The organism is Streptomyces sp. NPDC002092 (genome assembly GCF_053593775.1).
The window spans coordinates 124,670-145,593 of record NZ_JBSFDG010000012.1; the positions used below are offsets into that span (position 1 = coordinate 124,670).

Below are 20,924 nucleotides of genomic sequence, written 5' to 3' on the forward strand. Positions count from 1 at the left end.
TGGAAGTCTATACGACGATTCGCATTTCTATACGGCATCCCGTTCGACCGGACAGCTCATACAGCGCGGGCCGCCTCGACCCCGCCCCAGTTCGCTGCCGGGGATCTCGATGACCTCGATGCCCTGCTTGCGCAGATGGGTGTTGGTGGTGGCGTTGCGTTCGTAGGCGACGACGACGCCCGGCTCGACGGCGAGGACGTTGCAGCCGTCGTCCCACTGCTCGCGCTCCGCGGCGTGCACGTCCTGGGTGGCGGTCAGGACGCGGATCTCGCTCAGCCCGAGGGCGGCGGCGATCGCGCGGTGCATGTGCTCCGGCGGGTGGTCGGTGACCTTGAGCTCCTTGTCGCCGGCGCCCGGCTCGATGGTGTACGAGCGGAGCATGCCGAGGCCCGCGTACTGGGTGAAGGTGTCGCCGTCGACCATCGTCATCACGGTGTCGAGGTGCATGAAGGCGCGCCGCTTCGGCATGTCGAGGGCCACGATCGTCTGCGCGGAGCCGGCCTCGAACAGCTTGTGCGCCAGCATCTCCACCGCCTGCGGGGTGGTGCGCTCGCTCATGCCGATCAGGACGGCGCCGTTGCCGATGACCAGGACGTCGCCGCCCTCGATGGTGGACGGGTAGTCGGCCTGTCCCTCGGACCAGACGCGGAAGTCCTCGTCGCGGAAGAGGGGGTGGTGGCGGTAGATCGCCTCGAAGTGGACCGTCTCACGCTGCCGGGCCGGCCAGCGCATGGCATTGACACAGACGCCGTCGTAGATCCAGGCGGAGGTGTCGCGGGTGAAGAGGTGGTTGGGGAGCGGCGCGAGGAGGAAGTCGTCGAGGTCCATGACGTGGAAGCGGACGGAGGTGGGCTCGGCGTGGGCGTCCAGGAACTCGCGCTTGGTCATGCCGCCGACCAGGGCCTCGGCCAGTTCCTGTGCGGGGAGGGTCTCGAAGGCGGCTCTGAGGTGGTCGGTGGCGAGGACGCCGTACTCCTTCTCGTCGAAGACGCGGTCCAGGACGAGCGTTCTGGCCGCCGGGATCTCCAGGGCCTCGGTGAGCAGGTCGCCGAAGAGGTGGACGGCGACCCCGCGGTCGCGCAGGACGTCGGCGAAGCCGTCGTGCTCGGCGCGTGCCCGGCGCACCCAGAGCACGTCGTCGAAGAGGAGGGCGTCCTTGTTGCTGGGGGTGAGCCTTTTGAGCTCGAGATCCGGCCGGTGGAGTATGACGCGGCGCAGCCGCCCGGCCTCGGAGTCGACATGCATTCCCATGCCTCCATCCTGACCACCGGGGGCCTTCTTGACCCGCTGGTGGACGGATTCTTCGCCTTCTTGTTTTCGTCCCCTTGACGATAAACACTCACGGCGGTTATCGTCTAACGGACGAGAATCGAGGGGGTTCGATGGCCGACATCACACGGCGTCTGGGCTGGCGCCATCTGCGCGGCGCGCCGACGGCGCACATCCGGCACCAGCGCGCGGGGAAACTGCTGCACGACGGCCCGGGGCTCAGCTTCTGGTTCCGTGCGCTGACCGCGGCGCTCTCCGAAGTCCCGGTCGACGACCGGGAGCTGGCCATGACCTTCCATGCCCGTACGTCCGACTTCCAGGACGTGGCGGTGCAGGCGACGGTGACGTACCGGATCAGTGACCCGGCGCTCGCCGCGGCCCGTCTTGACTTCTCCGTGGACCCGGACACCGGGGTGTGGCGGGGCGCGCCGCTGGAGCAGCTGGGGACGCTGCTGACGGAGACGGCCCAGCAGCATGCGCTGGACGTCCTCGCTCGTACGTCACTGTCGTCGGCGCTGGTGGACGGGGTGGCGGCGGTACGGGAGCGGGTCGCGGCGGGGCTGGGCGCCGAGCCGCGGCTGCCGGCGACCGGCATCGAGGTCGTCGCCGTCCGTGTGGTGGCGCTGCGTCCGGAGCCGGAGGTGGAGCGGGCCCTGCGCACGCCCGCCCGCGAGCAGATCCAGCAGGAGGCCGACCGGGCGACGTACGAGCGGCGGGCCGTGGCCGTCGAGCGGGAGCGGGCGATCGCCGAGAACGAACTGGCCAGCCAGATCGAACTCGCCCGCCGCGAGGAGCAGTTGGTCGAGCAGCGCGGCACGAACGCCCGGCGGGAGGCCGAGGAGCACGCGGCGGCGGACGCGGTACGGGCGGAGGCGGAGGCGGCGCGGACCGTGAAGCTGGCGCAGGCGGAGGCGGACCGCTCACTGCGGCTGGCCGACGCGGAGGCCACGCGGTCCGTACAGCTCGCGGACGCCGAGGCGCGGCGTACCGAGCGGCTGGCGGAGGCGGAGGCGGCGCGGACGGTGCGGATGGCCGATGCCGAGGCGGCTCGTTCGGTCCGCCTCGCCCGCGCCGAGGCCGAGGGCGCGCGCGAGGTCGGGGAGGCGCGGGCCCAGGCACAGGCGGCCTGGCTGCGGGTGCATGGAGAGGTGGACGTCGCGACCCTGCACGCCCTCGCCGGGACCCGGCTGGCGGAGAACCTGCCGAACATCGACAGCGTGACCATCTCACCGGACGTACTTACGGGACTGCTCGCCCGGCTCGGCAACGGTGAGCGGACGTGAGGACGGGAGCCGGACGGGCCGGATTCCCGGGGGTGAGGGCGCTCGGTCCGTCTCCGGCCGACCGGGCCGTGTTCCGCGACACGGCCCCGAGCGCCGGGCAGCCACCGTCCACCGCCGGACCGACGGGAACCCTGTCCCGGCCCGTCCGCTGCGTGGAGTGCGCCGCGTGAGCCTCGCGCCGCGTGTCGTTCTCGTCCATCGGACCACGGAGTACGAGGAGTTGGTGGCCCACCACGGTACGCACGGGCAGGCCGCCTTCTTCCTCTCCTCCCGGGGCCGGGACATCGCGGAGGTGGCCGAGCGGCACCGTCGCACCCGGCGTGCTCTCGCCGAGGTGACCGCCGCGATTCCGCTGACCTGGCGTCAGGCACAGGTGGAGCGGGGCGACCTGGACCGTTTCCTGTTCGCGCCGGAGGACGTGGTGGTGGTCGTCGGGCAGGACGGGCTGGTGGCGAACGTCGCCAAGTACCTCGCCGGGCAGCCGGTGGTGGGCATCGACACGGACCCCGGGCGCAACCCGGGCGTCCTGGTACGGCACCGACCCGCGGACGCGGCGGCGCTGCTCCCTGCGGTGCGTACGAGCGCCGTGGACGAACTCACCATGGTCGAGGCGGTCGCAGACGACACCCAGCGGATCGTCGCGCTCAACGAGATCTACCTGGGCGCCGCCGGACATCAGACGGCCAGGTACCGCCTGGGCCTCGAGGGCGACGGGGGTGTCGTCGAGGCCCAGGCTTCGTCCGGGGTGCTGGTGGGGACGGGGACCGGCGCGACGGGATGGATCCGCTCGGTGTGGCAGGAGCGGGGCGCCGCCCTGTCGCTGCCGCGCCCGACCGACGACCGGCTGCTGTGGTTCGTACGGGAGGCATGGCCGTCACCGGCCACCGGGACGTCGTTGGTCGCAGGCGAACTCGCGGCCTCGGCCCGCCTCACCCTCACCGTCGAGTCCGAGCGGCTGATCGCCTTCGGGGACGGGATGGAGCAGGACGCACTGCAGCTGACATGGGGCCAATCGGTGCGGGTGGGCATGGCGGGGACGTCACTGCGCCTGGTCGGGTAGCACCCCCATCGGGACGCTCGGCCTGCCCGCCACCCGGCCGCGCCCGTCGCGGCCGTGGCGGCCGTGGCGGCCGTGGCGGCGCTGCGGCTCTCGCCGCAGATGGCCGGCTGAGCCTGGCGGTGCGCCCACAGCATGGCACCGGACGCCGGCGCGGCCGCCGGCCACGAGGGGGTCGTTGGTCGCAGGCGAACTCGCCGCCTCGGCCCGTCTCACCCTCGCCGTCGAAGCCGAGCGGTGATCGCCTTCGGGGGCGAGATGGAGGGAGACGCACTGCACCCGACGTGGTGGCGGGGACATCACTGCGCCTGGCCGGGTAGCGACAGCTCCCGCACCGGCGCCCACAGCGTCGCACCGGAGGCCAGTGCGATCGTCGCTGCCGCCAGCAGTACCGGTACGTTGCCCAGCGCCGCTGCCAGTGCCCCGCCGCCCAGGGCGCCGACCGGCACCGTCGTCAGGAGTGCCGCCTGGTTGAAACCCGCGACGCGGCCCTGCATTCCGGATGGCGCGATCAGTTGCTGGAGGGTGGTCAGGGAGATGGTCCAGACGGTGACGGCGAGGCCGTACGAGACCTGGTACGCGAGGAGGAGCGGGAAGGCGGGGCCGGTGGATGCCGCCGGGATCAGGTAGCCCGCGGCGCCCGCCACCAGTCCGCAGATCCTCGTCGTCCGCCACAGCCCCAGACGTGCGCCGAACCGCCTGGCCACCACGATCCCGAGCACGGTCGCCGCACTGAACATGGCGTACGTCGTGCCCAACTGCCAGGCGGGCAGGCCCAGTTCACGGCTCGCGTACAGGACGTAGAGCGCGGCCGAGGCGCCGCTGCCCAGATTGAGTCCGGCGCCGGCCAGCACCATGCGGTACAGCCGCCGTTCCCGCCGTACGACCTCGAGTCCCGTCCGCAGGGCGGAAGTCGGCGAGCGCCCGGGGACTTTGTGCGGTGCGGGCGGGGTGTCGAGAGTGGCGGGCAGGGCGAAGAGCACCAGTGCCTCGACGGCGTAGGCGATGCTTCCGGCCGTCAGTGCGGCGCCGGTTCCGGTGAGGCCCACGAGAACCCCGCCGAGGGCCGGGCCGCCGATCTGACCGATGGTGCGGGCGCCGGTCAGCACGGAGTTGGCGGCGAGCAGCCGGTCGGCGCCGACGACCCGGGGCAGCGCCGCCTGGACGGCGATGGACAAGGTGAAGGTCAAGGCGCCGGACACCGCGGCGACCGTATAAAGATGCAGCCAGGTCAGGTGCCCGGCGGTCCGGGCGAGCGGGACGGAGCCGATGACCAGGGCCTGCAGGGATGTCGCCAGGACCAGCAGTCGTCGCAGCCGTACGCGGTCGACCAGCACTCCGGCGAAGGGGCTCAGCACCGCGCCGGGCAGATAGGTCAGCGCGAGGATCACCGAGGCGGCGAACGGCCCGGCGTCCAGGACCGTGACGGCGAGCAGGGTCAGGGCGAGCGCGGTGATCTGGCGGCCGACGGAGCCTGCCGTCTGTTCCGCGCAGAGCAGGACGAAAGGGCGGTGGCGTCGTAGGGGCCGGGTCTCGGGCGGGGCGGTCACCCTCAGATTCCGGTGCAGGGCACGGGCCAGCGCCCAAGGCGGGGTGGCAGGGCGACCGCCCGGCCATCCGTGACCAGGGCCAGTCCCTCGTCCGCCAGCAGCTTCGCCGCTTCCCGTTGTCTGACGCCCAACTCGGCCAGTGGCGTGGGTTGTTGAAGGGTGTCGAAGGTGGCGAGGAGGTCGGGGTCGTCGAGCGTGTAGCGGGCCGCCACCCCCCTGTCCCTCCGGTCCATGACGATGACGAAATCGGGGCCGCGCCGGTAGTGGAGCATCTCGTAGGCATACCCCGGCTCGTCGAGCCGCACCGGCACGCCCCATGTGGGGAGAGAGACGTATGTCCGCCCGTCACGGAACAACAGGCCGAGGTCGAGGGCACGGCCAAGCCACTCGTCCAGGTCCTCGGCCGTGACACGGTGACCGTCCTCCTGCAGCAGACGGTGCAGCGCCGGGACGGTCCGCCCGTCCTCCAGCCGGCGCAGGGCGGCAGCCCGCCAGCCGGTGAACCTGTGTGTGCGCCGCGGCCAGCCCGCCCGCCGGTCGTGCACCAGCAGGGTCTCTCCGTCCTCGGCGAACGTCAGCCGCGATGTCGAGTGGACGGTGAGCCAGTGCTCGACGCCCTGCTTCAGGCGGGCCTCCGCCTCTCCCCCGATGCCTGCGTCCTCCGTGTCGAACAGATAGACGAGATCGGTGAGTTCGTCCTCGGGCAGGTCGTAGACGTGCCGGTACATCTCGGCCGGGCTGCGCCTGCCGAAGCCGAGGCCGGGGTCGTTGAAGTGGGGGCTGAACCGTTCGAGCTGGATGCGGTGGGCGCCGCTCGGGGGCTGGAGGTGGACCAGGGCCGGGAGCTGGTCGATGACGGCTGTGTAGTCGTCGGCGGTCTCGCCCGGGAAGCCGTAGAGGAAGTTCCAGGAGCAGGTCAGCGCGTGGTTCTCGCACTCGCGCAGGGTGCGGACGTTGCGGGCCCCGGTGACGCCCTTGTCCATGAGGTCGAGGACACGGCTGCCGAGGCTCTCGATGCCCGGCTGGATGTGCACGGTGCCCGAGTCGGCGAGGAGGGCCAGCTGGTCCGGGGTGAGGTTGGACTTGACCTCGTAGTGCATGCGTAGGTCCCAGCCGCTGGCGGCGGCCCGCGGCAGGAAGTCCTTGAAGTACGCCATGTCGATGATGTTGTCGACGGTGACCACGTCGAGGATGCGGTGCCGGCGCACCAGGCGGTCGACCTCGGACCAGAGGCGCTCGCCGGGCTTGGCACGGAAGGCCATGGCCGAACCGTTGAGCCCGCAGAAGGTGCAGTGGTGCTTCTCGCCCCACCAGCAGCCGCGCGCACCCTCCACGACCAGCTTGGGGTGCACGTACTCCGCGACCGGGGAGGCCTCCAGCGCCGAGTGCCAGTCGTCGTAGTCGGGCGAGGGGATGTCGGCGGGCGCCACCGTGCGCCGCGACTCGGGGTTGGCGCGTGAGACCCCGCCCTCCCACCAGCACAGGCCCGGCACGTCCGCGGGAGGTGTGCCGTCGTCGAGGTGGCGCAGCAGCGCGGGGAAGGCGTACTCGCCCTCGCCACGCACCACATGGTCGACGAAGCGGTGGTTGCGGTGCAGGGCGTGCCCCATGGGGCCGTCGCAGTTGCTGCCGCCGAAGACGATCGTCACCTGCGGGCGGCGGAGCTTGAGCTCGCGGGCGAGCGCGAGGGAGGACACGTTCTGCATGAAGGTGCTGGTGAATCCGACGACAGCGGGCTCGTCGGCGAGTACCTCGTCCGCGCAGTCAGCGACGAAGTCGGCCGCGTGCGCGCGCATTTCGCATGCCGTGTCCACGTCGATCCCGTGCCGGACGGCGTAGTCGCGCAGTCGCGCGGTGCCCCAGTCGGGATCGTCGTAGAGGGCTCCGGAGAAGACCCAGTCGCCCAGGCCGTGGAAGATCGAGTCGCTGCCGACCCGCACGTAGTCACCCGGTCGCAGCCGTCCCCCGGAGCGTTCCAGCAGGAACTCCGCCCAGCGCAGGGAGCCGTGGAACTCGCGCACCTCGTCCTGCGGGCGGGTGCGCGAGACCAGAGCGTGCAACAGGCCCAGCTGAAGCGAGGGCAGATCGATCGGATGCCAGGGCATCGTCACGAGCGTGATGCCCGTGCCGCCCCGCCGACCGGTCAGGGCGTCGGCCGTTTCTCCACGATGCGCGGCTGCCGGTTGGTCTTCTCTTCCTCCCGGACCACTACCTTCTTGATCTCCACGCCTGCCCCGCCCTCCTCGAACTCCCCCGATTCGTAAGGTTGTTCAAGTTAGGCGGGGCTGCGCGTGTGACACAAGGTTTCCCTGGCGCTTGTGTGAACACGGCTCACGATTGGCTCAAAGCCGCGGGTCCACCGGCTCCGACTCCAGCGCCAGCACCCCGAACACGGCCTCGTGCACCCGCCACAGCGGCTCGCCCTCCGCCAGCCGGTCCAGGGCCTCCAGGCCCAGGGCGTACTCGCGGATCGCCAGCGACCGCTTGTGGTTCAGGAAGCGGCTGCGCAGCCGGACGAGGTTGTCCGGGCGGGTGTACTCCGGACCGTAGATGATCCGCAGGTACTCGCGGCCCCGGCACTTGATGCCGGGCTGCACGAGCCGCCCCTCCTCGCTCCTCACCAGCGCGCCCAGCGGCTTGACGACCATGCCCTCGCCGCCGCGACCGGTCATCTCCAGCCACCAGTCGACGCCGGCCTGCACCGACTCCGGGTCGCCGGTGTCGACGTAGAGCCGTCGGGTGGTCTGCAGCAGGCCGCTGCCGTCGTGCTCGACGAGCCGGTCGAGCAGTGCGAGCTGCTCGTCGTGCGGGAGCCCGGCGAGGCTGCGGCCCTGGACGGCCAGGATCTGGAAGGGGGCGAGTCGTACGCCGTCCAGGCCCTCGGTCGTCCAGCAGTAGCGGCGGTACGCCTCCGTGAACGCGGCCGCGGCCGACGCCCGTTCACGCTGGCGCGCCAGCAGGTCGGCCACCTCGACGCCCCGGGACGCGGCACCCTCCAGGGCGGCGAGCGCACCGGGGAACACCGCCCCGGACGCGGCGCCGACGGCAGCGTACTGGGACCGCAGAAGCCCCGCGGCCTTCAGCGACCACGGCATCAGCTCGGCGTCCAACAGCAGCCAGTCGGTGGCGAGTTCGTCCCACAGACCGGCCGCGTCAACCGCCGCGCGCACGCGCCCGAGGATCTCCTCCGTCACCGACTCGTCGTCGAAGAACGGCCGTCCGGTACGGGTGTACAGCGCCCCGGTCGGACCTCCCCCACTCTCGGCTTCGCTCGAGCGGGCGGTACCCCCACCGCCGAACCGCTTGCGCGCCGCCTCCGCGTCCCGGCACACCAGGGCCACCGCACGCGAGCCCATGTGCTTCTCCTCGCACACGACCCGCGCCACCCCGTCGGCCGCGTACTGCGCGAAGGCCTCGACCGGGTGCTCCAGGTAGCCGTCCACGTGCGAGGTCGCCGTAGGTGCCATGGTCGGCGGCAGGTACGGCAGCAGACGCGGGTCGACCGCGAAGCGGCTCATGACCTCCAGGGCCGCGGCCGCGTTCTCCTCGCGGACGGCCACCCGGCCGGAGTGGCGGGTCTCCACGACCCGGCGGCCGTGCACGTCGTTCAGGTCCAGCGGCCGGCCGTCGTGCCCGCCGGGCGCCTCGGTCAGCAGCGGCCTAGCCGGCTCGTACCAGACCTGCTCGGCCGGTACGTCGACCAGCTCACGCTCCGGCCAGCGCAGCGCGGTGAGCTTGCCGCCGAAGACGGCGCCGGTGTCCAGGCAGATGGTGTTGTTGAGCCAGGTGGCCTCCGGGACGGGCGTGTGGCCGTAGACGACCGCCGCCCGGCCCCGGTAGTCCTCCGCCCACGGGTAGCGGACCGGCAGCCCGAACTCGTCGGTCTCGCCCGTGGTGTCGCCGTACAGCGCGTGCGAGCGGACCCGGCCGGAGGTGCGGCCGTGGTACTTCTCGGGCAGACCGGCGTGGCAGACCACCAGCCGGCCGCCGTCGAGGACGTAGTGGCTGACCAGCCCGTCGATGAACTCCCGTACCCGGCCACGGAAATCGTCGCTCTCGCCCTCCATCTGCTCGATGGTCTCGGCGAGGCCGTGGGTGTGCTGGACCTTGCGGCCCTTGAGGTACCGGCCGTACTTGTTCTCGTGGTTGCCCGGTACGCACAGCGCGTTGCCGGACTCGACCATCGACATCACGCGGCGCAGTACGCCCGGGCTGTCCGGGCCGCGGTCGACGAGGTCGCCGACGAAGACGGCCGTACGGCCCTCGGCGTGGACGCCGTCGACGTAGCCCAGCTTGCCGAGCAGCGACTCCAGCTCGGAGGCGCAGCCGTGGATGTCGCCGATGATGTCGAAGGGGCCGGTGAGGTGGGTGAGGTCGTTGAAGCGCTTCTCGGTGACGACGGAGGCGTTCTCGATGTCCTCCACCCCGCGCAGGACGTGCACCTTGCGGAAGCCCTCGCGCTCCAGGTGCCGTATGGACCGGCGCAGTTCGCGGATGTGGCGCTGGATGACCCGGCGCGGCATGTCGGCCCGGTCGGTGCGGGCCGCGTTGCGCTCGGCGCACACCTCCTCCGGTACGTCCAGCACGATGGCGATGGGCAGCACGTCGTACTGCTTGGCCAGGTCGATCAGCTGACGGCGGGCGTCCTGCTGCACGCTGGTCGCATCGACCACGGTGCGACGGCCGGCCGCCAGGCGCTTGCCGGCGATGTAGTGCAGGACGTCGAAGGCGTCCCTGGTCGCGCTCTGGTCGTTCTCGTCGTCGCAGACCAGGCCGCGGCAGAAGTCGGAGGAGATCACCTCGGTCGGCTTGAAGTGCCGGCGGGCGAAGGTGGACTTGCCGGAGCCGGAGGCGCCGACGAGGACAACGAGGGAGAGGTCGGTGACGGGGAGGACCCGTCCCCGCTTCTCAGCTGCGTTCTTCGCTGTCTCGGTCATGCTGCCTTCGCCTCCTTCTCCGTTTTCTCCGTCTTGATCTGGAACACGGCCATCTGGGTGGGCGGGCCCACCTCCGGGTCGTCCGGCCCCACCGCCACGAACTCCACGCCGTACCCGTGCCGTTCGGCCACCGTGTGCGCCCAGCTCCGGAACTCCTCGCGGGTCCACTCGAAGCGGTGGTCACCGTGCCGGACATGGCCGGCCGGGAGGGACTCCCAGCGGACGTTGTACTCGACGTTCGGGGTCGTCACCAGGACGGTCCTCGGGCGGGCCGCGCCGAACACCGCGTACTCCAGGGCGGGCAGCCGCGGCAGGTCGAGGTGCTCGACGACCTCGCTGAGCACGGCGGCGTCGTAGCCCTTGAGCCGCTTGTCCGTGTACGCGAGCGAGCCCTGGAAGAGCTTGACGCGCGAGGCCTGGCGCTCGCCCATGCGGTCCAGCTTCAGCCGCCGCGAGGCGATGGTCAGGGCGCGCATGGACACGTCGACGCCGACGATCTCGGTGAACCGCGGGTCCTTGAGCAGCGCCTGCACCAACTGGCCCTGTCCGCAGCCGAGGTCGAGCACCCGGGCGGCGCCGGACGCGCCGAGCGCGGCGATGATCGCGTCGCGTCGCTGCACGGCGAGCGGGGTGGGCTTCTCCTCCGTCTCGGTCTCCGCCTCGACGGCGTTGTCGATGTCCTCGACCTCGCTGTCGTCCGCCTCCGCGAGCCGCACCAGCTCCAGCCGCTCCATCGCCTCACGCGTCAGCGACCAGCGGCGCGAGAGATAACGGCTGGTGATCAGCTTCTGCTCCGGGTGGCCGGGCAGCCAGCCCTCGCCGGCCCGCAGCAGCTTGTCGACCTCGTCGGAGGCCACCCAGTAGTGCTTGGCGTCATCGAGGACCGGCAGCAGGACGTAGAGGTGGCGCAGGGCCTCGGCAAGGGTGAGTGCCCCGCCCTCCAGGACGAGCCGCACATACCGCGATTCGCCCCACTCGGGGAACTGGGTGTCCAGCGCCACCGGTTCCACGGTGACGGTCCAGCCCAGCGGCTCGAACAGCCGTCGTACCAGCTCCGGGCCGCCGCGGGCGGGCAGCGCGGGCACCTCGACGCGCAGCGGCAGCGGCTGCACGGCACGCTCCGGCCGGGCGTTGCACACGCCGCGGATCGCGCTGGAGAACACGCTGCTCAGCGCCACCGCGAGCAGCGAAGAGGCCGCGTACGGGCGGTCGTTGACGTACTGCGCGAGCGCCGCGTCGGGCGCGCCGCCGCGTCCCTTGCCCTTCCCCCGCCGCACCAGCGCCACCGCGTCGACCTCCAGCAGCAGCGCCGCCGTGCAGCGCTCGGCATCGGCCTCGGGGTAGAGGACGTGCGCCGTGCCGTGGGACAGCTTGGTTGAGAACAGGTTGTCAGGGTGCTTGTGGAGGAGAAAGCCCAGGTCAGTAGCCGGGTTGCTCTCGTCGCCAGTAGTGGAGATCGTCAGGAACACATGACCGAGTATGGGTGCCGGTGGGCCAAGTCCGGTACTGGATTACGTGGGCTCGGAGACGAAGTAGCCACGGCCGCTGACCACATACACAACGCCCTCAGCGCGGAGTCTGGCCAGTGCTCGGGATGCCGTTGACTGCGACACGTCGAACTCTGCTGCCAGTGCCACAGTGCCCGGTACGCGCGCACCAGGGGCGTACATGCCCTCTCGGATACGTCGCCGGATCTCCTCCGCAACCTGCGGCCAGTGAGGCTCTGCCCTGTTGATCTCCACCTATTCAGGGTGCGAGAGATTCACCCAACGTGCTATCGAGGTAGTCAGCTACCCAGGTAGTCTGGTCAGCCACAAAAGGACCCCCGCGACCTGGTGAGAGGTCCGGGGGCGTGACCGACTGCGAAGGAGTCGATATGGCAGATCGTAGCGTTGTTCGGCTACTCCCTTGGGGTGGACCAGAGGGCAAGAGGGCACACCTGGTCACCGATGGGACTCCTACACCCCTGGCACTCCTGGCAGACAGGATCGAGAGTCAGCAGATCGAAACGGCAACGGTCATCGTTGAGTTGGCACGACCGATGGTGGGCGAGGAAGCCAAGCTGACAGCAGATGAGCTGAGGTGGATTGCCGGACGTTTGATCGAGAGCCTGACTGACGTACTCAACATCGCAGAGAGCCGGGGACAGAGGCTTCCGGAGTACGAGGAGGAATAGGTCTCCCCTACCCGCCAGAGAGCCCCTGGGCGCGTTCCTGGGGGCTCTCGCATGTCCAAGCGCTGATGTTCCTCTGATGTCCCTCAAGTGAGGGTCCAACGGCCTTGCTGCTGGGCATCCTTGGCCCATGTCGCTTCCCGTCATCGCGATCATGATCTCTGTCGTGAGCGCCCTGTTCACTGCTACAAACGCAGGAATCTCGTATGCCACCTACAAACGCGCTAAACCGAAGGTGGAAATTTCCTGTAACTGGTGCACCGAAGACGGCTGGGTATACGTTCGCATTGACTTTGTCAACAAGGGAATGACTCCGGTTAGAGCGGAAGAAACATCCCTTGAGGCAAGCCCCTACCTGTTTCCTATGCCGTGGAGTACCCGGCGATGGCCCTATAGCCTGCAAGCTGACATCGTCAAAGGAGGCGAGGAACGCTCTATTGAGCCCTTTGATGGCATCAAGTGGATCGTTCGCAGCGCCAGGCCTGTCCCCTACGCAGAACGGGCCGAAACGAAACGCGTACGGATCACCGCGACCCTCACAAATGGGCAGAGCATTCGAACCCAATGGCTGCTATACCCAACACCCTCGGACCTGTGGCGGCGCTTCTACGAGTTCGACAACCAGCCGGAAGCGGAATGACTCATGTCTGTTTGTCAGTGCCTCATGAGATAGTCATAGCTCAAGTAACCGACGCCTCATGAGGAGGAAGCATCAAAACACCAGAACGCAAGAGAGCCGACAAGTTGAAGGTTGGCGATAGCCTGAAGCTCTACAACGGTAAGACTGCTGAGATTTTGTCGATTGAGCCAGCGATCAACCAGGTGGGAAGAAAGGCATTGATCCTCACTCTGTACAAATCGCCCAAGATGGCTATTAAGACCGGTCGCATCATGACCATCGTGTAGATCTACCGATGCACTACCCGGCTCAGCAGTAGCCCCCGACCACACCCCCAGGGGCGGGAGTAGAGCCACCCGTACGCCCCTCATAGCCCCTAGCGCCTACTCCTGGCCCAGATTGCCAGGGAGACGCTGCGGGGCTCTCAGGGAGCCCTGTAGGGCGCAGGGCGCTACTGGTAGACTCCACCCCCTGGACAGTTAAGGAGATAGGGAATATCTAGAGAAAAGATATATTCCTCCTTCGGAGGAATTGATATCTATAAAGAATCTCTTCCCTATATATATCTCTTTTTAAAGAACAGTGTAACCAAGGTTCTATCACGCCTCCAGGCGTGAGGTCAACAGGACCAACTCTAGGCCCATTTTCTGGGTTATTTCAAAAACGGAAAATGCCGAGCCGGCTGAAATAGCCATTACAGGAGTAACTCCAAGAGGGAAAGATACCCATCAAAACCAGGAGTCACAGCGAATTCATTAAATTAATTCCATAATCCGTATCCCCAAAAAGGATACTGTTTTGAAATGCATACCCAGTTTTCATGGGTAATTGGAATTCGTACCACAATGCGCGGGAATACTGTGCATAATGTTGAGTTCCCTTGTTCTCCAGAGGAGATAGGAGCAGAGGCGCAGAGCGCCGATGCGGTCACCAGAGGGAGATACCTAAGCCAGAGGAGCGTAGCGACGATGGCAGGTATCCAAGGGACCAAGGGATTTCCCTAACTCCTGGTCTCTCTTGGAATCTCCAACGTACCGGCCGCCGTAGGCGGTTGGTACGTATTCCTTCTTTCTGTATTTTTCTTCTTTCTCTTTCTTTCTATATATTTAGTAGCTCACTGGTGAACTACCCGGTAGCTCATCCATGAACTACCCCTAGCCCATATTTGAGCTACCCCCTAGCTCATCCATGAGCTACCCCCTATTGAGATGGGGGAAGCTCTGGCAGCTTTCTGCGCTCCACTGAAGGCTTGTAGTTCCCGTCAATAGCCGGGTTTTCAAATGCCTTGTAGTGCACTGCTGGAATGGCGCAGTAGTAGAAGTTCGAAGTTCCGATACGGTTCTGTACCGTAAGCCATCCGTGGCTAATGAGTTCTTCAACGTATCTCTTGATGGACGGCACGGACTTACCCATATCCTCGGCCAGAGTCTTGTGCGATGGGAACGCCTGTCGATTGCTTCCAGCGTAGTCATTGATGATCTCCCAAAGGATCTTTGCATCACTGGATATCTCCTTGGCGTACTTGAGGGCCCTTGGCGCAATGCTGAAATGCCCGGCAGCGTACTGGACTCCCTCTTGGTCTAAGACCATTGCCCATTCTGAGGTCTTTACCCCGTTGACTACTAAGTCCTTGCGCCCGCCTTTGGTGAATTTGTTTGTGTCAGTCATTTCTGTTAAACTCCTTATAGAGATTTTGCTTATGGCTCGCGTTGCTCCTCGGAACATTCAATTCTCGCCCTTTCGCTGGGTCGGTCATCCCTGAGAAGCCCTGTAGGTTCCCCCCTATGGGGCTTCTTCTATTTCCCGGTAGAATATAGGTATATTCCTTTTCTTGGCGAAAAACTCCTCTAGCTGGACCGGCCCTAGAGGAGTTTTTCTATTTAGTAGGCCCGTAGATGTAGCGGGCTCAGATTTGTGAAGCGGACTTTTCTTGATTTCTCCCAGGATATCGAGGCCGGCTCGGGGTACAAATTCGCAGCCTTCAATAAAGCGAGAATTTCATCGTAATCAGCTTCAGGGAATTCTCGCAAAAAGTGTTTCCTCAGATAGACCGAATCAGCTTCGTACCCGTCCTGAAGCATCGTGAGCAGTGCGATAGCTGGAGTGTCTAGCTCTTCCATAGCGGCTCACAGCAAGTGCAGGTGAGTGGTACGCGCTCCCATAAAGCCCTGGGTACTTGAAGTCAGCTCATGCACGATTCCCTCTCGCTTCAATGCTTCCAGCACCTCTCGAAAGTTCACCCCTGGGTAAGACTCGTTGAAGTCGTGCTGAACCTCTGTGGTCACGGCTGGAATGTTCTGTGCGGCATAAGTCTTGATGATGTTGACTAACCCTGGACCGGCATGGCTCGTTAACTCCTGTAGTCGCTGCTCCTCTGCCATACGCGCTACTAGCTGCGCCTTTTCCTCTGCCAGTGCTCTACGCTCTGCCTGTACTTCCGGATCTAGAGTCGTGCTCCACCAGGAGCGCTCTTGTGTTCCAAAACTGAATGCTCTTGTGTCTGTCATTGTTTTTCTCCTCTGTCGATTACTTCACGCGATACCAAAATGGCTTAATGCTGCGATCTATCTCTAGGTACCCGAACCGCTCGGCATCCTCAATTGCTCTTTGGACTGCCTTACTGCCGCTATTGGTACTCACTACTTTGCTCAGGTCTTCCTGGCTGATCTGTATTCCGTCTACTGCTATGCCAAGAAACCAAACCAAGAGTTTGGTGTAGGCCGATAGTCTTTCATCAAACAGGAGCTTGAATACCTCTTGCGGATTCCATCCGTCCTTTGTGGCTAATGGCATTCTCGTCTTCCCTTCCATAAACGGGTTGGTGTTGACTCTATTATCTCACATTCCGCTCCATTAACGGAATCACTCCGACCCGTCAACGGAACCCTAGAAACATCAAAGGCACTCAGCCGGTTAATTCCAGCTGGGCGCCTTCTGATTTTTACAGGAGAATCTACTTACAGAGCTGCCGCAATTGATTCAGCAATAGTCGCAGCCTCGCCTAGAACGTAAGGGGATTGAGCGGCGCAGGAGACTTCTCCTGGTCTGGTGAGGTCACCCCTACTGCGGGCATACCGTTACGTGAGCTGTGGACGCCTTTTAGGAAGCTCTCGTTACGGCTCTCAGGTGTTGGGGGTGTCTCAGGCTTGCCTCTGCCGTTAGATGGCTCAACAGAGCTTTGCCCAAAATGGGCTGTCTGTGTAGTGCTTCCACTGGTTAGATCCATAATCATTGCCTTTCTAGTGCTGGTTTTACTCCTCCCTTTAATTGTCCCATTTCTGGAATCGAAAATAAAGAAAACCCCCGGATGAAATCCAGGGGCTTTCCCAATTGGTTATTTCAGGTTACCACTTGGGGTGTACACAAACACCTCCCCCCGGTATACGCAACACGCTTTAGTCCGGGATTTAGTCCGTACTCCATATTGAAATAGCAGTAGGGTTCATCCTTATGGTCGGGCATGCAAAGACATATTCCTGTCTTTTCCCCATTGCAGGGATAGCGCAAAGTCCTCCCAGGGTACAGACGGTGCTGAAACCCTGTTTTACGAGACTCCCGCCAATTCATGTACTTTTCTATTGGCCATACGAATATGAACAATGCTGGCGCAGCAGCAATGCCGATCCAAGCCCAACCAACGATGGCACCGATAACGGTTCCGATGATTCCCATGGTTCCTGTCTCCTGGTTCCAGTCTGGTTAGGCTTCAGCTCTTAGCGTCGTGAACCGACAGAGCCTGAGAGATGGCACCGACAGAGGGGTTACGGCTCTCTCCGCTCCCTGTCTTGTAGGTGAGGTGCGGCTGAATCTGCCGGATGGTGAATCCCTTGTCCCGGAGCGCCACAGCTTGAGCGGTAAGAGCCTCAGACATGACCGGACGGCGACCACCTACGCGACCACGCTTACGCGCTGCCTCAAGGCCCTTGTGCGTCTCCTTCACGATCTCCCTGCGCCTGTCCTCGGCAAGGGCAAACGCTAGGTCCAGAATCAGGCTGCGCTCTGTGTGGTCGCCCTTGGCAATGCCTTCCAGGACACGCACGGCATAACCCTTCTGGAACAGCTCATTGAGCATCAGCAGTCCCTCAAGGAGGTTCCGGCCGAGTCGGTCTACGGCCTGAACGGTGAGCATGTCTCCCTCGCGCATGTAGTCGAGAGCAGCAGACAGACCAGGGCGCTCCGCAACGGTGAGCTTTCCGGAGATCTTCTCCTCAAAGACCTTCACGCACCCTGCCTCAGTGAGTGCGTCGTGCTGTCGAGCCGTCTCCTGCTTGTCGGTGCTCACCCGAACCATGCCGACCAGTGCCATGACTACCCCTCCGCGTTCATCAAACCCCTGCCCCAACAAGATGAACAGTACCAGATAGATGAACGGGTTGATGAACAGATTCGGCTATCCGCAGGGTCAACCTGGGCCGTGTCGGCGCAGGTTCATCTAACGATCGTTTGATGAACGCTCGCACCAACCTCTGACGCATACTCAGGTGACTTTTCAGCACTCAGTCAGGCTGTGCAATGTCAAGCATCGTTACCAAGATATGACCTGCCCCACCCTTAAAAGTTTCGTTAAGGGAAGTGGCCTGCCTGGTCTGTCACGAGTTAGACGAGTCACTACCCAGACCAGTATCCGGAAGAGGTTCTAGAAGACACAGAAAAGCCCCTATGGCGCCCTCCCGACTCAGGAAGGTACCCAGGGGCTCTCTCGTCCTCAGACGCTCTCAGGGGCGCTCAAGAGCTTCTGATGTAGCTGATCAATAACCTCGGGAACAACCGACGTATCCACCAGCTTGCTTGGGAAGTCCCTGAGTTCCGGGTTCGTCCAGTGCGCCGGTACGTTCCATCCGTGCAACTGCCACCCCTCAACAGAGGCGGAGTCCAGCCCCGCAGCGCTGGCAAGTTCCTGTAGGTCACCGAGGAACACGACTACGCCGTGACTCGCTTTGGATGTTGCACTCTTCCAGACGTAGACGCGTACGTCCCTGCCTGTGAGGTAATCCCTACGTTCCTCGGTGCGCATACCTCCCCACTTCTGAGCCCACGTCAGACCAGTCTCTACGTATCGAGTCACTGAGGGGCGCACAGGCTTGGCTTTCAACTCCTTCTGTTTTCTGGTGAGGTTCCCGTGCATGCGCCAGTAGGACTCTTCCTTCTCTGACTCGTCGTACCGGCCGTTCTCATAGTCCTTCTCCAGCCTGAGCAGACGTGCTGTGACCTGCTCCAGCTCTGCTGTGTGGTCCTCCCCCGGCTCGGTCACCTTCACCACTTCCGGCAGGCCGCCAAGCTTGTCCAGGAGGACTCCCTCAAAGATCTCATTCAGGAAGTCCTCTGGAATCCTCGCCGGAACGGCACAGGGCATTGCCTTGGAGCGTGACGTACAGGAGTAGTGCCGGTAGACCTTGGATTCCCCGGTTGCCAGAGTCTTCTTAAGCCTGTGACAGAACATCCGTGCTCCGCAGCTTCCGCACCGTGCAACCCCTGTCAGCAGAGAGGCTTGGTCGCTGCGCCGGATGTTCGATACACCCCGGGACTTGACTGCCGCTACGGTGGCTTGCCATTCGGCATGAGTGAGAATCGGGTACTCCGTAGCCATGACCAAGTTCCCCTGATCATCCTCGTACGGCTCACCCTTGTACGCGAGGAAGCCAGCACAGGCAGGGTGCTTGAGGATGTTCTGAACAACCCTGGGAGTCCAGTTGGTTCCCTTGGGTTCCGTCAGAGCGTTCCCGTTCCTGCGCTTTGGGTCCTTCCCTCTCAGTACCCTCAGATAGTCACGCCATGTAAGAACTCCCTTGGCGTTCAACTCTCGGGCTATCTGGTTGGTAGAGACTCCAGCACGCACCCGCTCTGAGATCTCTCTCAAGAGCTTGGCGTAGTTGGTTTCCGGGACCAGTACGTAGTGCTTCCCGTCCGGTGAGTCCGCGTATACGTAGCCGAAGGGTGTGATGCCTCCCGCGTACAGGCCGTTCCGGCGTAGGTAGTCCCGTGCGTCAGAGACACGCTGCCGGATCTTCCTCAACTCCGCTGCTGCCTGAGTTGCCTTGGCGTAGGCGATGAGCCGTCCCGTCTCGGTGGAGATGTCGAACGAGGGATCATCCAGGACAACGAGAGTCTTCCCCCAGTCCAGAACGTTCTTCACAAACGCCATGAAGTGGAGGTCATCACGGCTCAGGCGGTCCTGTGTGGTGACTGCCAGCACGTCCCACTTCTCCCGCCCTTCCTCGGTGAGCCACGGGCCCATAGAGGGGCGCTCAGGGAGGTCTACAGAGCCGGACACCGAACGGTCCTCCACCACACCCGCTACGGGGTAGCTGAGCCCTTGAGCCCACGTGTGGAGGTGTTCCAACTGCCGTGGGATGGACGTTGATTCGTCGGTGTCCACGCTGATCCGTGCGGCGAGTAGCGCCCTCTGTGTCTCTGCCATGGGCAGAGCGTAGGGCAGTTTCAACCTATGTATCTACGGAGTGCCGTAGGAGGTGGAGAACGCCTGCGCCCTGTCGGGGTGCTTGTGCAGCAGGAAACCGAGGTCGGTGGCGGGGCGTTCGGGTGTGCCGGTGGTGGTGATGGTCAGGAACATGACGAGGAGACCTCGAAACGGGTTCTGAACTGCGGATACTCGCCGTGCTCAGTGCACATTGAGTGCACGCTCGCCGGATGCCGAAGGAACACGGCTACGGAGAATCGCGCCCTTTTGATCACGGCTCCTGGCCCCTTCTGAAGACGGTAGCGGCGCTGCGCTACGGTCAGTCGGCCACGGGAGCGCCCCTGGTTCGGCGCGCCCGTTCAACGTACATCGACTACGTGGAACAGACTCAGGATTTTCGCTCGGCCGTAGTCACTCGGCATGCGGAATCAGAGCAGAATGCGGCAGCTCAGGAGGCGCCGGGATGCGCGCCGAGCAGTAGCCGGACACTACGGAACCAGGGTTCAGCAGGTCGGTTAAGGTCACCTATCACGTGGTGACCGGCAGTCGGGGTGAGCGGATATGGCGATCGAGCGCGTTTCGGTCATCGGCGGAGCGCAGCCTGTGGAGGCCCGGGAAGTAGGGCTGCCTGACCTGGGGCTGCGGGAGCGGGCCGATCTGCAGCAGTGGATCATCGGCGACCCGTCCCTCATCGAACCTGGTCTCCTCATCCTGACCGAGGAGTACGACAAGTGGGCGACGTCGAGCGGGGACAGGGTCCGCGACCGGCTGGACCTACTGGCCCTCGATTCCGAGGGCCACCTCGTCGTCATCGAGCTCAAACGCGACGGCGCCCCGGACGACGTGCATCTGCAGGCCGTCACCTACGCCGCCATGGTGTCCCGATTCACCGAGGACGATCTGGCCCGCATCCATGCCGAGTTCCTCCGGCGTTCCGGCCGCGAGTGCGACACGCAGGAGGCCCTGCGGCTCATTCGGGAGCACTGCGACGGCGACGAGTTGGACGTCGCGCTGCTCAAGCAGCCTCGGCTCGTCCTGGTCGCCCGGTCCTTCCCCCGGCAGGTGACCTCATCGACGGTGTGGCTGAACGAGATGGGTCTTGATATCAAGCTGGTCCAGTTCCGGCTCTGGGACACCGGCGCAGGTCATGTGATGACCACCTCGGTGCTCTACCCGGTGCCCGGGCTTGAGGAGTTCACCGTGGTCCCCGCCCGCGCCGAGAAGGCCGAGACGGCCCAGCGGGCGGCGAACAGCACCCGCAATCGCAAGGCGGTGCTGCGAATCCTCGACAACGGATCGGTGAAGCCCGGCCAGACACTGCGCTTCCGCGCATTCCCGGAATCTCTGGCCTGGAACAACGACGACCTCGACAAGTGGGTGGCCGAGGACCCCAGGCGCAGCCGCGCGACCTGGACAGGCGACCGCAGCAGGCCCCTGCGATGGGAGTACGACGGTGACGTCTACGCGCCGACATCGCTCGTCAAGGAGATGGTCGAGCAGCTGACCGGGAACCGCCCCCGCTACGCCTTCGGAACCAAGTACTGGGTGGACGACAGCGGACGGGACCTGGCCGAACTCGCGGACCTCCCTCCCGAGGGCGGCGCGGCCTCCGAGTGAA

15 protein-coding genes and 1 pseudogene are annotated in these 20,924 nt (G+C 65.1%); 5 read left to right on the top strand and 11 right to left on the bottom strand.

Going from position 1 to position 20,924, the window contains the following annotated elements; genetic code table 11:
- Window positions 1-27: 27 nt before the first annotated feature.
- Entirely contained in the window at window positions 28-1,251 is a 1,224-nt protein-coding gene (locus ACWCRD_RS27230; RefSeq protein ID WP_450968398.1) for an arginine deiminase, read from the bottom strand.
- 131 nt (window positions 1,252-1,382) lie between these two features.
- On the opposite strand from ACWCRD_RS27230, the gene ACWCRD_RS27235 reads away from it, so the two are divergent.
- Window positions 1,383-2,552 (top strand): SPFH domain-containing protein, encoded by a 1,170-nt coding sequence (locus ACWCRD_RS27235; RefSeq protein ID WP_450968399.1) that lies wholly within the window; start codon window positions 1,383-1,385, stop codon window positions 2,550-2,552.
- Between the two features lie 166 nt (window positions 2,553-2,718).
- A complete protein-coding gene (locus tag ACWCRD_RS27240) occupies window positions 2,719-3,612 on the top strand; it encodes a hypothetical protein (protein WP_450968400.1) in 894 nt (297 codons plus the stop codon).
- A gap of 296 nt (window positions 3,613-3,908) precedes the next feature.
- Here ACWCRD_RS27240 and ACWCRD_RS27245 read toward each other — a convergent pair whose 3' ends face one another.
- The 5 genes from ACWCRD_RS27245 to ACWCRD_RS27265 form a co-directional block, all read right to left on the bottom strand.
- Window positions 3,909-5,159 (bottom strand): MFS transporter, encoded by a 1,251-nt coding sequence (locus ACWCRD_RS27245; protein ID WP_450968401.1) that lies wholly within the window; start codon window positions 5,157-5,159, stop codon window positions 3,909-3,911.
- 2 nt (window positions 5,160-5,161) lie between these two features.
- Window positions 5,162-7,270: a RiPP maturation radical SAM C-methyltransferase gene (locus ACWCRD_RS27250; RefSeq protein WP_450968402.1), complete on the bottom strand. Its 2,109-nt coding sequence runs from the start codon at window positions 7,268-7,270 to the stop codon at window positions 5,162-5,164.
- A gap of 231 nt (window positions 7,271-7,501) precedes the next feature.
- On the bottom strand, window positions 7,502-10,096 hold the full coding sequence (locus ACWCRD_RS27255; protein WP_450968403.1) for a polynucleotide kinase-phosphatase: 2,595 nt from the start codon (window positions 10,094-10,096) through the stop codon (window positions 7,502-7,504).
- Entirely contained in the window at window positions 10,093-11,565 is a 1,473-nt protein-coding gene (locus ACWCRD_RS27260; protein WP_450968404.1) for a 3' terminal RNA ribose 2'-O-methyltransferase Hen1, read from the bottom strand. The genes ACWCRD_RS27255 and ACWCRD_RS27260 overlap by 4 nt, the downstream gene beginning before the upstream one ends.
- A 42-nt stretch (window positions 11,566-11,607) precedes the next feature.
- Window positions 11,608-11,838: a winged helix-turn-helix domain-containing protein gene (locus ACWCRD_RS27265; RefSeq protein ID WP_450968405.1), complete on the bottom strand. Its 231-nt coding sequence runs from the start codon at window positions 11,836-11,838 to the stop codon at window positions 11,608-11,610.
- 134 nt (window positions 11,839-11,972) lie between these two features.
- Here ACWCRD_RS27265 and ACWCRD_RS27270 point away from each other — a divergent pair, with 134 nt between their 5' ends.
- On the top strand, window positions 11,973-12,272 hold the full coding sequence (locus tag ACWCRD_RS27270; protein ID WP_450968406.1) for a hypothetical protein: 300 nt from the start codon (window positions 11,973-11,975) through the stop codon (window positions 12,270-12,272).
- Between the two features lie 127 nt (window positions 12,273-12,399).
- Entirely contained in the window at window positions 12,400-12,909 is a 510-nt protein-coding gene (locus ACWCRD_RS27275) for a hypothetical protein (protein ID WP_450968407.1), read from the top strand.
- A gap of 1,179 nt (window positions 12,910-14,088) precedes the next feature.
- Here the strand turns inward: ACWCRD_RS27275 and ACWCRD_RS27280 are convergent.
- From ACWCRD_RS27280 to ACWCRD_RS27300, 5 genes and pseudogenes are all read right to left on the bottom strand, one after another.
- Window positions 14,089-14,556 (bottom strand): helix-turn-helix domain-containing protein, encoded by a 468-nt coding sequence (locus ACWCRD_RS27280; RefSeq protein ID WP_450968408.1) that lies wholly within the window; start codon window positions 14,554-14,556, stop codon window positions 14,089-14,091.
- Window positions 14,557-15,014: 458 nt separating this feature from the next.
- Entirely contained in the window at window positions 15,015-15,395 is a 381-nt protein-coding gene (locus ACWCRD_RS27285; RefSeq protein WP_450968409.1) for a hypothetical protein, read from the bottom strand.
- Window positions 15,396-16,594: 1,199 nt separating this feature from the next.
- Window positions 16,595-17,194 carry a recombinase family protein gene (locus ACWCRD_RS27290; RefSeq protein WP_450968410.1) on the bottom strand — a complete coding sequence of 200 codons (600 nt, stop codon included), beginning with the start codon at window positions 17,192-17,194 and terminating at the stop codon, window positions 16,595-16,597.
- A gap of 399 nt (window positions 17,195-17,593) precedes the next feature.
- Window positions 17,594-19,306 (bottom strand): recombinase family protein, encoded by a 1,713-nt coding sequence (locus ACWCRD_RS27295; protein ID WP_450968411.1) that lies wholly within the window; start codon window positions 19,304-19,306, stop codon window positions 17,594-17,596.
- A 39-nt stretch (window positions 19,307-19,345) separates the two neighbouring features.
- Window positions 19,346-19,459 (bottom strand): annotated as a pseudogene (locus tag ACWCRD_RS27300) (hypothetical protein); the annotation flags it as partial.
- Between the two features lie 408 nt (window positions 19,460-19,867).
- On the opposite strand from ACWCRD_RS27300, the gene ACWCRD_RS27305 reads away from it, so the two are divergent.
- Window positions 19,868-20,923, top strand: a complete 1,056-nt coding sequence (locus tag ACWCRD_RS27305; protein WP_450968412.1) for a DNA-binding protein — start codon at window positions 19,868-19,870, stop codon at window positions 20,921-20,923.
- Window position 20,924: the final 1 nt, after the last annotated feature.

Bases quoted from the DNA above. Each gene is read 5' to 3' on its own strand.
- ACWCRD_RS27230 (WP_450968398.1), bottom strand. From the start codon at position 1,251: ATGGGAATGCATGTCGACTCCGAGGCCGGGCGGCTGCGCCGCGTCATA.
- ACWCRD_RS27235 (WP_450968399.1), top strand. From the start codon at position 1,383: ATGGCCGACATCACACGGCGTCTGGGCTGGCGCCATCTGCGCGGCGCG.
- ACWCRD_RS27255 (WP_450968403.1), bottom strand. From the start codon at position 10,096: ATGACCGAGACAGCGAAGAACGCAGCTGAGAAGCGGGGACGGGTCCTC.
- ACWCRD_RS27270 (WP_450968406.1), top strand. From the start codon at position 11,973: ATGGCAGATCGTAGCGTTGTTCGGCTACTCCCTTGGGGTGGACCAGAG.
- ACWCRD_RS27275 (WP_450968407.1), top strand. From the start codon at position 12,400: ATGTCGCTTCCCGTCATCGCGATCATGATCTCTGTCGTGAGCGCCCTG.
- ACWCRD_RS27280 (WP_450968408.1), bottom strand. From the start codon at position 14,556: ATGACTGACACAAACAAATTCACCAAAGGCGGGCGCAAGGACTTAGTA.
- ACWCRD_RS27285 (WP_450968409.1), bottom strand. From the start codon at position 15,395: ATGACAGACACAAGAGCATTCAGTTTTGGAACACAAGAGCGCTCCTGG.
- ACWCRD_RS27290 (WP_450968410.1), bottom strand. From the start codon at position 17,194: ATGGCACTGGTCGGCATGGTTCGGGTGAGCACCGACAAGCAGGAGACG.
- ACWCRD_RS27295 (WP_450968411.1), bottom strand. From the start codon at position 19,306: ATGGCAGAGACACAGAGGGCGCTACTCGCCGCACGGATCAGCGTGGAC.
- ACWCRD_RS27305 (WP_450968412.1), top strand. From the start codon at position 19,868: ATGGCGATCGAGCGCGTTTCGGTCATCGGCGGAGCGCAGCCTGTGGAG.